Here is an 11,387-nt window from a genome sequence, read left to right on the forward strand (position 1 = left end):
TCTTGTCTAACAGAAGCCCTCCATTTTTGAAGGGGAAGTCCAAAGCGCGCGACGCTGGCGGCCATGTCGAATTCCGGCGTGGCTGGTTTGTCGGTATCGGTCATTGGATGATCCTCCAGGAGAGCGGGATGATATGGCCCGGCGGCGCTCTCCTCTCCTTCCGCCAGGCTCGCCCCGATCCCGGCCCAACTCTCCCTTTCCAGAGCCGAGGCGAGGCCTCGGCACCGCCGCTGGCGATGCGCAGCCTGCGCATGGCACAAGGCCCGGCTGCGCCTGACGCGGGCCGGGCCGTCGGGCGGAGGCGCTTTCGCGCCTCAGCCGAAGGGATCGAGTTCGAGCTTCACCATCTCTTCGTCGCCGTCGAACTCGTCGGCGGGCATGGCGCCGTGGGTGCCGTCCCCGGCCTGGAACACGACGATCACGACCATCAGCGTGGTGGCGAGGCTGGCGGCGAAAGCGGTGGCATCTGCGTAGGACATGGGTTCCGGCTCCTGTCTTTGGAGGCGGGGGACCATCCCCCGCGCGACAGGCGCCCGAAGTGTCTGACCGGATCTGCAATCACCCTCGGGCGTTCGGATTCTTTCCGAATCCCCGAGGGCGGCACGCGCGCGTAAGCCGACCCCACCGGGGTTGAATGCAAAGAGACGGTCGGACCAAGGTTAGCGAATGGAAGCGGGGGATGGTGCTTTGCGTCGAGCCGGTGCCGGAAACCCGTCGCAGATGCTTTGCTGCGCCAGCCTCGTTGCCGGCGGATATTCAGGGTGTGTTTCAGGCCGGGGACGGAACCCGTTGCCCCCACAACACCAAGGAGTTGGCGCAATGGTGAAGCTCGAACTCGATCCATCGCTGCTTGTGCAGCGATACCCGATAGCCCCGTGTGCAAGGTTCGGCTTTCAGGGCCGGTCAGTCCCAGAACCCATCGGCGATTTCGCGGGCGATCATGGCGCGGGCCTTCATCATCACATCGTCGCCGGAGGTGTCGATATGACCGAAAAAGCGCGTCCGGGCGCCATGGGCCGTCCAGTCGGCATAGCGGCAGTATTCGCGGGCATCGAGCCGGAAGGCGCGCATGTCCTCGGCCCAATGCGGTTTCGGTTCCACGATGACGGTGACGCCGTTGCGGGTTTCCTCCCAGGGAAGCGAGCGCTCCGATGGCGGATTGCGGCGGTCATCGGCGAAGATTTCATCGACCGTCATCATGATGCGCCCCCATCTTCGGCCTTCTCGACAAAGCCGGCAGGATCGTCGGGATCCGGCGGCAGATAGGCGTCATAGGGGTTGCCGCTTGCGAGATGGCCGAACGGCGTGAAGACGTAATCACCCCCGTCGCGGCCGACCGCGCACAGGACATAGCGTGTCTCACGGGTCGCGGCGTCGAGGCATTCCATAAGGGCGAGATTGCCGTCATCGGCAGCACGAAGCAGAGTGTCGAAGTTCGTTCGAACGGGATCGGGAATGGCCATTGTGTTCTCCTGAAACGAAGAAGGCCCGCCGTCACGGGACAAGCGGGCCGGATGAACGGGATCGGCGATGGTCACGCGGCAGCTCGACCCTCGACGGCATCGGCGCCTGCCTCGTCGGCGGTGATCTCCTCGAGGCGCGCGCGGCTGTAGCCGTTCCTGGCTAGCCAGAGTTCGGCCGCCTCGTGGTTCTCCGCGAGGTGCAGCAATTCGACGTTCTCTCCGACATCCTGCACAACACGGACCTGACCGATCTTCGGGCGTTCGACAACCCGGAAGCTCAGATCGCTGTCGATGCCGTAGCTGCGCATGATGGTGATGAGGATGATGCCGCCTTCGCCGAAATCACCCTCATGCAGGGTGAAGGACGGCGGCGTCGTGTAGGTCGGGCGCTCGCGGCCCGGTTCCTTGCGCACGAGGCGACCGGCCCCGTTGCGGGATTTCCACGCGGCGAGCTTCTTGGTGAAACGTGCGGGCGGTTTCGGCTGGCCGTCGCTATAGGCCACGAGCGAGCCGAGAGGCGCAATGTCGAAAATGAGGGAAGCGGACATGATCTTGCTCCTGAAACGAAAGCGGCCCGGCGAGATGCCGGGCCTTCAGATGGAAGGGATGGAATGCGGGGCGGCGGAGGCCGCCCCGCTGCTGCGCGTCACTCGGCGGCGACGAGGGCCTCTGGATCGTCGGCGGCCTCGGCCGTGTCCTCATGGCCACCGGCGAGGAAGTCGGGCAGCGCCACGCTGTCCTCGTCCTGATCGGTCGCGCCATCCACGGCCTGCGCCTCGATGGCGGGGCGCAGCGGCTCCGGCAGCCAGCCGGTATCGGCCAGGAGCCGTTCGGCCTCCTTCGCCATATCGCCCTTCTTGAGATGCGCGATGAGATCGGCCGCGCGATCGCCGGCGCCCTCGCGCACCGCCTCGGCCATGCGGCGGTCGAGACCGTGCTGCGAGATGCCATTCCCCGAATAGGGGTTGGGCCGCTCGTAAAGCGCGTTGACCCCGAAACTGACGCAATGGGCGAGCAGCGCCAGGCGGCTGGCATCGTCGAGACCGTCGATCCAGTCCCAGAGCCGGTCGTCATCGCCAGCGGGGATGTCGCCCCGCCAGGCGTCCGCGCGCTCGTCGATCATCTTCGCGGCGGCGCTGTCAGCGAGCCCGGTCGCATCCGTGGGAAGATAGATGTGACGCACGGCGGCATAGAGGCTGGTTCCCGAGGTGGCGGTGCGCTCGAAAGTATCGAGAACCAGCTTGTGCAGCAGCGCCGTCATGGCGACGCGCGGATTCTCGGCAAGCGCATTGCGCAACGCCAGCGTCCGCCAGGCGGTCAGGTCGGTCACCAGCCGCTCGGGCAGCGGCTTGACGGCATCGTCCTCCTCTTCATCGCCGTCCGGGACCGGCTCGCCGCCGACGGTGATAACCGCGCGCTGCACCGCATCGGGATCGGACGGGTCGGCACCTTCGCCCGCATCCTCACCATCGACGCTCTCGGGTTGTTCGTCCTCGGGGCGGACATAACCGGGACTGACGATCAACTCGCCATCGCGGTCGATGCTGACGAAAACACCGGCACGGGCGATGTCTTCCGGCGCGAAGGTGACGGGCCGGTTCTCGAAGCCTTCCAACTCGGCTTCGATCTCCCCGAGCCGCTGGTCGATCTCATCGGGCAGGTCGTCGGCTTCTGCATACTGCGCTTCGAGTTCGTCATACTCGTCGCGCAGCGCCTCGCGGGCGGTGCGCTCCTCGTCGGTCAGCTCCTGGGTCACACCGACCAGCCTGCGCAGGCCGTTGGCGTAGCCGTAGGGAAGTTCGACTGCCGCGTCGATCCACTTCCAGCCCTGTCCGGCGATCTCGTCGGCGACAGTGCGCAGCTTCTCGTCAACCAGGCGGTCGAGCAGCGTGACGTCCTGCAACCAACCGCCGTTCTCGTCGGAGAAGAGATCGCGCAGCACCGGGCCGCCCGCCGCCTCATAGGCGTCGATGCCGATGAAGCGGGCGCGCTTGTCGGCAGCCGGAACCGTGGTCTCGGTCAGCAGGCTGCGGATGTGCCAGGGCTCTTTCTGCCACGACGTGCTGATCCGCTCCCAGACCTGCTGCTGGCGCTCGTGGTCGGGATTGACGGTGAAGGCTTCCAGCATCGCCAGCGTCATCTCATTCCGCGCATAGGCGTCGTGCAGCGCCGGCGCGACCGTCGCGAGACGAAGGCGCTGCATGATGTAGCGCGGCGTGGTCCGCCAGGCGTCGGCGATCTCCTCCTTCGACATGCCCATGTCGAACATCCGCTTGAACGCCTTGAACTGGTCGAGCGGATGCAGGGCGAGGCGCAGCAGGTTCTCGGCCAGCGAGTCGTCGACTGCCGAGGTCTTGGCATCGGCCTTCTTGACGATGCAGGGGACGAGGCCATCGGCCGGGAAGCGACCGGCTTCGACGAGGCGCGCGATGGACCTGTAGCGGCGGCCGCCGGCCGGGGTCTCGAAATCGCCGGTCTCAACGCCGTCCGCGTCGAGGATGGCGCGAACGTTGAGGCCCTGCACGAGATCCTCGCGCCGGTCGATGTCATGGGTAAGTTCGTCCAGACCCGCCTCGACGTCAGCCTCGCGAACATTGCTGTCCGACAGCCTGATCCGGTTGAACGGAATGTCGCGCGCCCGTGAAAAGACGATCATCGGGGCGACGGGCTTCTTCCTGGCAGCTTTGGCCATGGTGATTTCTCCGCGACGGGCGGCCGGGAGCCACTCTCTCGACCTCCAACCCGTCACGAAGCGAAGCGCCGCCCTCTTCCTCTGAAGAGTGCGACGCCAGGCCACAAAGCCGGCAACCGGAAATCAGGATTCCCGGCTTTCCGTATCTGTGGATGTGCGGGTGAATGCCGCACCGGCGCGGTAGAGGGCTCGTTCCGCCGCCTGGATGCTGCCGGTTTCCCACGCAGCCTCCGCCCAGACCGAGATCGGGAAATCCCCGGTGAAGAGCAGATCCCGCTCGATCCCCATGCCGAAGGGCAACCGGACCCCACGCAGCTCTTCCAGGCTCCACGAGCCGAGTTCGGGGTAGCCGATATCGGCCAGGCCGAACATGATGTCGCCGCCCTGATCCAGCTCGGTGGCGAGCCAGACGCCCGCGCCGAAGGGATTGAAGAATTTGACGACGGGGACGTGATCGGCGCCGCGCTGCCGGCCATTGGCGAGGAGCTGCGCACGCTGGGTACGGGTCAGGAGGATCATGCCGCCACCCTCCGCTCGGTCGAGGCCGCAACCGATTCAGCGCCGTCCTCGTCGGGCAGATGCGACAGCAGCCAGTCGGCCGCCTTGCTCGCCTGCGAAGCGGCGCGGACGATGGCGCGGTTATCCTCGCGCAGCACCTCCAGCCAGGAGCCGATGTAGTCGGCGTGGCGCACGGTCGGCACGATGCCGAGCGAGGCGCAGCAGAAGGCCGCGTTCATCTCGGCGACTTATCTGAACAGTCAAGCTGTCTCAGCGGACTTTCATCAGCCGAAACCAGCCGATCTGGCGGCGTTGCGCGGTTTTAGAACGGGTGAGACACTCGGGAGTATCTGGAGGGCTGCTCTTCGCATTGCGGTTCGTGGTTTTTACGACTGCTCAGCGAACCGAATGCGACTGGTGAAGGGATTTCTTTCGTGCAGACTGCTCCGCGGCCGTACCGGTCGACCACCTCACTTACGCTCAAAGCATCTCGCCGATATCTGACGCGCCGCTGGGATATGCGAACATGGTGGTCTTCAACTGCTCTGCCGTCAGCCCTTGCCTGATCGCCAGTGCAAAGATGTTGATCACTTCGTCAGCGTGCGGACCGACAAGATGGGCGCCGAGGATGCGGTCAGTGTCCGCGTCGACCAACGTTTTGAAGCCATACACCGTCTCGGCCTGCTGGCGTGCGGTGAACCAGCCGTCCACGCGCTCGGTCTTTACGCGAACGTTCAGGCCTTTCTCACGCGCCTTGGCTTCGCTCATGCCGACGGCTGCGATCGGCGGGATGGTGAAGGCGACACTCGGAACGCCTGTGTATTCAGGCCTGACCGTGTTGCCGTTGAGCAGGTTCGCCGAGACTACCTTCGCGTCATGGCTTGATACCGGAGTGAGCGGCGGTCCTAGGCCGGCGGCATCACCTGCTGCGTAGACCGCGGGGTTGGAGACGCTTTGCAAAAATCCGTTCAACGCCAGCCGCCCGTTATGGTGCTTTACGCTCCCGGCATCGAGATCGAGCGTCGCGAGCGCCGGCGCCCGACCCGCGGCATGGACGACCAGATCTGCGTCCATATCGAGTTCGCCGTCAGGACAGTCCGCCCGGACGCGATAGCCGTCTGATACCTTCTCAATGGCGGTCACCCCTGCCTGTGTGCGGACATTGATGCCGCGCTCGCTGAACTTGTCCATCAGCCAGCCGACGAGATCGGGGTCGAATTGCTTGAGCATTCGCTTCCCGTGCTGAAGAATTGTGACCTGTGCTCCGGCGCGCGCCGCGATGTGCGAAAACTCGGCCGCGATATAACCGCCGCCGACAAGGACGATGCGTTCAGGCAGGCTCTCCAGTTCCAGGAAGCCTTCATTGGTGATCAGGTGCTGCTCGCCCGGAATGCCGAGCGGCACGGCCTCGGCGCCGGCGGCGATCACGATACGGTCCGCCTCGATCCTCTCTCCTCCGAACTCGAGCGCATTCGGGCCGATAAAGCGAACGTGACCGTGGAAGGCGTGAATCCCTTTGTCGGCAAAGGCTTTCTCACGCTTCTGCGGTACCGGATCGGTGAAGCTGCGCTTGAAGGCCATCAGTCCCGTCCAATCGAGCGTCGCGTCCCCTTCGATTCCACGTCCGCTCATGCGCCAGGCGTGATCAGCCGCCTCGGCGCCGCCGACCATCATCTTCTTCGGATCGCAACCGCGCAAGGCGCAGGTGCCCCCGAAGGGCCGGAAGTCCGCGACGGCGACGCTCCAGCCAGCCGCACGAACCCTGTGTGCTGTTACGATCGCAGCCGTTCCCGTGCCGATGATCGCAAGGTCATATCTCTTCGCCACTAGATCTCCTCCAACATTGTCACGTTCGACATCCGAGCCTTCACGGCTCAGCCGGCGCAGCATGAGAGCTTCGCCACGTCCTTGTCGAAGGCAAGAGCCGCGAGCTTCAGGCCCTCAACGGTGGTGAGATACGGAAAGAGCGTATCCGCGAGGTCGTCGACGGTGAGGCCGTGCCGGATTGCCAGGGCCGCCGTCTGGATGCTGTCGGCTCCCTCCGGTGCGAGGATATGCGCCCCGAGCAGCCGGCCGCTGCCAGCGTCGGCGACGAGCTTGATGAGCCCGCGTGTGTCTCGGGCGGCAATCGCGCGCGGCACCTGGTCGAGACCGATCGTGGAGACACGGACGGCGTGGCCGGCGGTCCGCGCAGCCGCCTCTGTCAGCCCGACGCTCGCCACCTGCGGATCGGTGAAGACGATGGCCGGCATGGCACTGTTGTCGTAGCGCAGGCTGTCGCCGTTGAGGGCGTTCTTCGCCGCGAGCTTGGCACCGTAGGCGGCCATGTAGACGAACTGATCGTGACCGGTGACGTCGCCGGCAGCGTACACGCCCGATCTTGTCGTGCGCATGCGGTCATCGACGAAGATGCCGCCCTTCGGCGAGAGAGCGATCCCATGCTCGGCGAGCCCGAGACCTTCGATATTGGGCGCGCGGCCCGTCGCCACGAGCACCTGATCGGCGTCGATCGTGACGTCCTTGCCGTCGCGATGGACAGTGAGTGCAACACCGTCCGCGGTCTTGCGGATCGTCCGGTACGTGATGCCGGAAATCACCGCGATGCTCTCGTCCATGAAATACCCCGTCAGCGCCGTGCCGATTTCGGGTTCGGCCTCCGGAAGGAGACGCGAGCGGCACACCAGCGTCACCTCGACGCCGGCGCGGGCGAACATCTGGGCGAGTTCGGCCCCGATATAGCCGCCGCCGATCACGAGCAGAGATCGGGGCAGCGCCTCGAGATCAAGCGCCGTCGTGCTCGTCAGGTATGGCACGGTCTCGATGCCGGGGATGACAGGGACGGCCGGTCGCGCGCCGGTCGCGATGATGATCTTGCCGGCTGAGACAAACGTGCCGTCCACCTGGACGCCGCCGTCCACGATGCGCGCCGGCCCTTCGCGATAGGCGATGCCGTTGTAAGCCGGGAGCAGGTCGGCGTACTTGGCCTGACGTAGCTCCGAAACCAGCGCGTCCTTCTGACGGACGGTTCCGCCCCAGTCGGTCAGTTCGGCCTCGGCCGTGATGCCGGCGAAACGTGCCGCGGCTCGGGCATTGTGGAGCGTCTCGGCGGCGCGGATCAGCGTCTTCGACGGCACGCAACCGATATTGACGCAGGTGCCGCCGATGGTGCCGCTGCCGATGAGGGCCACCTGGGCGCCCTGATCGGCTGCCGTGATCGCGGCCGAGAAGCCGGCCGAGCCGGCGCCGATGATGGCAAGGTCGTAGGAACCATTGTTGCGGCCATTCGTGCCAAGGCGCCGATGCGTCACGGGCCTGTCCGGCGATGCCGTATCGCCCGACGATTGAGGCTCACCTTGTGTCTCGGCCGCGTTGTTGCCGTGGCCGGCGATTGTGCCGATTCCGGCAAGGCTGGGCCCGAAGATCGCCCGACCTGCTTCGAGAGCTTCCTCGATCGACAGCCGGAATCCCGGCTCGTCTGCAGGACGCTGCCGGCGCCACGCGGCGAGGTGATCGTCGGAACAGAAGAAGGATGTTGCAGTGCACAGCGAGTTCGCAGCGCATCCGCCTTCGTAATGGACGCTGAGCCATACGACGGCCGTCGTCGGCTCAACGTCGGCCAGAGCCCGGCCCCGTTCCTGCGTGGTGATCCGGACCGGCGCGCCGCAGTGGCGGCAGCGCGAGACGATCGAGATGTCTTGGTCGGTCATAGCGCCGATGCCGAGCGCGTCGACCGCGCACATCGCAGTAAGAGTGCGTCCGTCCAGTGTGACCCGGTGGCCGGTGTCGCGGTCGGTGAAGGGATACGCGCCGACAATCATGTCGCCATCGAGTACGACGAGGTCGCGACGGCGGAGCTCTTCGAGCAGCGCACGGACGGCTTCCTCGCTCAGCCCCGCACGCTTGGCAAGCGCGCTTGGGGTCGGGGCTCGCCCGTGTTCGGCGTAGAGCTGTAGCAACGCAACGCGCACGCGATCCGTGGCCGCCTCGTAGCCGCTCCAGCGGTTGAGCACATGGTCGGAGCCGACCATGGCCAGCAGGGCCTCCTTCACCACGGGTGACGAAACCACCGACCAGTCCGGAAACGTCACACCCGGCCGCACGGCCAAGCTCGGCACCGTTGCGGATGTAGAAACCGTCGCCTTGTCGCGGGACGCGGAGGATGTGCAGCAATCGTTCATGGCTTCAGGCCTTCATTCAGAATCTTCGTGTTGGAACAGACGACCTTTGCACGGCGATGATGGATGCCGCAGGCGACAAGCCCGAGGCCCGCGGCGATCAGGGAAAGCACGACCAGACCCGAACCCGTCAACCACGCGCCGAGGCCGGCCAGCGGCGGGGGCACGGCAAGGAGTGGCGCCGCGCAGCAGATCGCAACGACAATGGCGCCTGCGGCGCCGGTGCGGATCAGGGCGCGGTCATGCATGTCAACTGCCTTGCTCCTGCGTCGGGCGGGCCGGATAGCCGGCATTCATGCTGGCGGCCGCGATGGCATCCGGGGTCGTCTGCGCGTCGTCGAAGGTCACGGTCGCGGTCTTGGCTTCGAACGAGACGGCCACCGTCGAGACCCCGGGGACCGCCGCCATCGAGGTCTTCACGATGTAGGGGCAGGAGGCGCAGGTCATGTTGTCGATGGCGAAGGTGACTGTGCGTTCGGTAGCGAACACGGCAGGCGCGGTCATCACCGACATGATCAAAGCAAGAGCACTCAAACTCTTCTTCATGGGACGGGTCTCCTCTTGGTGTCAGGCGGAAAGCAGCAGCGGGGCGACGTAGTCGAATGCGAAGGCGGCCGCGACGAGCACCGTCGCAAACCAGAGCGCGATCTGGACAATGCGGCTGGGGATCGGGCGCGCGCAGGCAGCATCCTCGGCGCAGGCCCGCCTCGGCTTCCAGTAGACGAGATAGAAGCCGTAGCCGAGAACGCCCGTCGTCCCGGCGACGAAGAGCGGCTTGTAGGGCGCGAGCGCCGTCAGATTGCCGATCCAGGCGCCACCAATGCCTAGGCTAAACAGGATGAGCGGGACGATGCAGCACGAGGAGGCGGCAAGCGCGCCGAGAATGCCGCCGACGGCGACCAGGCGCTGCCGTCCGACTTCGGCTCGGTCCGACGCGAGCACGTCGGTCGTGGCGGACGTCATGCCCGCCGTGCTGGGTCGCGATATATCCATGTCCGATCTCGCTTTCCTTGCCGAAATCCTCATTGCGCAGTACCATGCGGTCTGTAGCAACTACAGGGTCAAGAGGGATTTTTGCGATGCGCGATCACGCTGGCGTGAAGGGCCTGCAGCGGGCTGAGCTCGCCCGGCGGACGGGCAGCAATCTGGAGACTGTGCGCTACTACGAGAAGGTCGGGCTCCTGCCCGAGCCACCGCGCACGGCGGCCGGCTACCGCAGCTACGACACGACGCACGAGCGGCGCCTTCGCTTTGTGCTGCGGGCACGCGAGCTCGGCTTCTCACTCGACGAAATCCGCGAGCTGTTGCGCCTGGTCGACGAACGCGACCAGCCCTGCGCCGAGGCAAGCGCGGTCGCCGCCGCGCATCTCGACGATGTGCGGGCGAAGATCGCTGACCTGAAGCGCATGGAGCGGGTGCTCAAGGACGTCGTCGCGCAATGCGCCGACGGCACGCGGCCGGAATGTCCGCTGATTGAGGCGCTGTTCCGGGAGCGAACTGTCAACTGATCGGGTCGAGGAGCGCCTATGCGGCGCCCCTGACGTCGTTCCGGCAAGCGTTGCCCTGCTGGGCGTGCAGCCAGTCGGCGATCTGCTGCGCCTTGGCTGCGGCGGTGAAGATCGCGCGCTTGTCGGAGCGAAGCACCTCGAGCCAGGAGGCGATATAGCTGGCGTGGTCGGGCCGCGGCTCGACGCTGAGATGGAGGTCGGCGCAGATCATGGCGCTCAGGAGCTCGACCGTGCATTCCTCCATAGCATAGGCGGCCGAGCCGAACCGTCCGGAGAGATCACGGTCGAGGCGATGCCTGGCGCCGGAGGCGTGCCCGCATTCGTGGAGCAGCACGGCGTAATAGGCTGCGGCATCGCGGAAGCAGGCGAAGTCGGGCATCTGCACGTGGTCGGTGGATGGGCGGTAACAGGCCTGCGATCCGCCGTGGCGGATGTCGATGCCGAGCGCTGCGCAGAACCGTTCGGCCCGCTCGATGCGCTCGGCCTCGGGTAGCACCGGTATCTCGGGCGGCGTGTAGCCGTCGACCTGCGCGCAGTTGAAGACCGTGTAGCCGCGGGCGAACATGCGCCGGGCGGGCTCGTCGCGATCCTCGTCGCCGTCCTGTACGTCTGCCTTGCCGTGGCGATCGACGGTCTTCCAGAACACGACGAGGTGCCCGCGCTCGCCCTTGCGGACCTGGGCGCCGAGCGCCTGCCACTGGCGATAGGTGCCCCAGATGCCGGCGGGAAAGCCGGCGGCGTGCGCGGCGGCCCAGAGTGCGATGACGTTGACGCCACGATAGGCCTTGCGCGAGGCGACGTTGACGGGCGTAGTGATGGCCGATCCGTCGTGGTGCCAGGGCATCCGGTACTGGTCGGCGCCGGCCTCGATGGCGGCGATGATCTGGCTGGTGACACGCTCGTAGATGTCGTTCCGGGGCTGGGGTGTGCGATCGGTGGTCATGGCTGCCTCCTGTGTTCGCCCTCTCCGTCGAGGGCGAGGCGGCAGGGGCAGACGCGGGAAGCCGGGCTGCGGGTTTCACTAATTCACGGACACCTTTTTCAGTAATAT

Annotated in this window: 13 protein-coding genes and 1 pseudogene; 1 reads left to right on the forward strand and 13 read right to left on the reverse strand. The window is 66.1% G+C overall.

The window, feature by feature from the left end:
* Nucleotides 1-314: 314 nt before the first annotated feature.
* From CES86_RS11440 to CES86_RS11495, 12 genes and pseudogenes are all read right to left on the reverse strand, one after another.
* The gene (locus CES86_RS11440; protein ID WP_166507195.1) at nt 315-479 is read right to left on the reverse strand and encodes a hypothetical protein; all 165 of its coding nucleotides are present in this window, start codon (nt 477-479) and stop codon (nt 315-317) included.
* Between the two features lie 424 nt (nt 480-903).
* On the reverse strand, nt 904-1,200 hold the full coding sequence (locus CES86_RS11445) for a hypothetical protein (RefSeq protein WP_012092597.1): 297 nt from the start codon (nt 1,198-1,200) through the stop codon (nt 904-906).
* Nucleotides 1,197-1,463, reverse strand: a complete 267-nt coding sequence (locus CES86_RS11450; protein ID WP_012092596.1) for a DUF6117 family protein — start codon at nt 1,461-1,463, stop codon at nt 1,197-1,199. The genes CES86_RS11445 and CES86_RS11450 overlap by 4 nt, the downstream gene beginning before the upstream one ends.
* A 71-nt stretch (nt 1,464-1,534) precedes the next feature.
* The gene (locus CES86_RS11455) at nt 1,535-2,011 is read right to left on the reverse strand and encodes a hypothetical protein (RefSeq protein WP_012092595.1); all 477 of its coding nucleotides are present in this window, start codon (nt 2,009-2,011) and stop codon (nt 1,535-1,537) included.
* Between the two features lie 98 nt (nt 2,012-2,109).
* A complete protein-coding gene (locus tag CES86_RS11460) occupies nt 2,110-4,155 on the reverse strand; it encodes a ParB/RepB/Spo0J family partition protein (RefSeq protein WP_094514427.1) in 2,046 nt (681 codons plus the stop codon).
* Nucleotides 4,156-4,278: 123 nt separating this feature from the next.
* Nucleotides 4,279-4,674, reverse strand: coding sequence for a DUF2958 domain-containing protein (locus CES86_RS11465; protein WP_039194750.1), 396 nt, complete (start codon nt 4,672-4,674; stop codon nt 4,279-4,281).
* A pseudogene (locus CES86_RS11470) lies at nt 4,671-4,901 on the reverse strand (zincin-like metallopeptidase domain-containing protein); the annotation flags it as partial. The gene CES86_RS11465 and the pseudogene CES86_RS11470, both read right to left, overlap by 4 nt.
* A gap of 232 nt (nt 4,902-5,133) precedes the next feature.
* Complete coding sequence (locus tag CES86_RS11475) at nt 5,134-6,543, reverse strand: dihydrolipoyl dehydrogenase family protein (RefSeq protein ID WP_246670937.1); 1,410 nt, start codon at nt 6,541-6,543, stop codon at nt 5,134-5,136.
* Complete coding sequence (gene merBA / locus CES86_RS11480) at nt 6,528-8,831, reverse strand: bifunctional organomercurial lyase/mercury(II) reductase MerBA (RefSeq protein WP_012112815.1); 2,304 nt, start codon at nt 8,829-8,831, stop codon at nt 6,528-6,530. Before merBA ends, CES86_RS11475 begins: the two co-directional genes overlap by 16 nt.
* On the reverse strand, nt 8,828-9,076 hold the full coding sequence (locus tag CES86_RS11485; RefSeq protein ID WP_036742955.1) for a hypothetical protein: 249 nt from the start codon (nt 9,074-9,076) through the stop codon (nt 8,828-8,830). The genes merBA and CES86_RS11485 overlap by 4 nt, the downstream gene beginning before the upstream one ends.
* Before the next feature lies 1 nt (nt 9,077).
* Nucleotides 9,078-9,374 (reverse strand): heavy-metal-associated domain-containing protein, encoded by a 297-nt coding sequence (locus tag CES86_RS11490; protein ID WP_012112816.1) that lies wholly within the window; start codon nt 9,372-9,374, stop codon nt 9,078-9,080.
* A 21-nt stretch (nt 9,375-9,395) separates the two neighbouring features.
* On the reverse strand, nt 9,396-9,791 hold the full coding sequence (locus CES86_RS11495; RefSeq protein ID WP_231771510.1) for a mercuric transporter MerT family protein: 396 nt from the start codon (nt 9,789-9,791) through the stop codon (nt 9,396-9,398).
* Between the two features lie 116 nt (nt 9,792-9,907).
* Here CES86_RS11495 and CES86_RS11500 point away from each other — a divergent pair, with 116 nt between their 5' ends.
* Complete coding sequence (locus CES86_RS11500; RefSeq protein WP_012112818.1) at nt 9,908-10,336, forward strand: MerR family transcriptional regulator; 429 nt, start codon at nt 9,908-9,910, stop codon at nt 10,334-10,336.
* A gap of 16 nt (nt 10,337-10,352) precedes the next feature.
* Here CES86_RS11500 and CES86_RS11505 read toward each other — a convergent pair whose 3' ends face one another.
* Nucleotides 10,353-11,279, reverse strand: a complete 927-nt coding sequence (locus tag CES86_RS11505) for an ArdC family protein (RefSeq protein ID WP_012112819.1) — start codon at nt 11,277-11,279, stop codon at nt 10,353-10,355.
* Nucleotides 11,280-11,387: the final 108 nt, after the last annotated feature.

The sequence above is a fragment of the Brucella lupini genome (assembly GCF_002252535.1).
Taxonomy (GTDB): domain Bacteria; phylum Pseudomonadota; class Alphaproteobacteria; order Rhizobiales; family Rhizobiaceae; genus Brucella; species Brucella anthropi.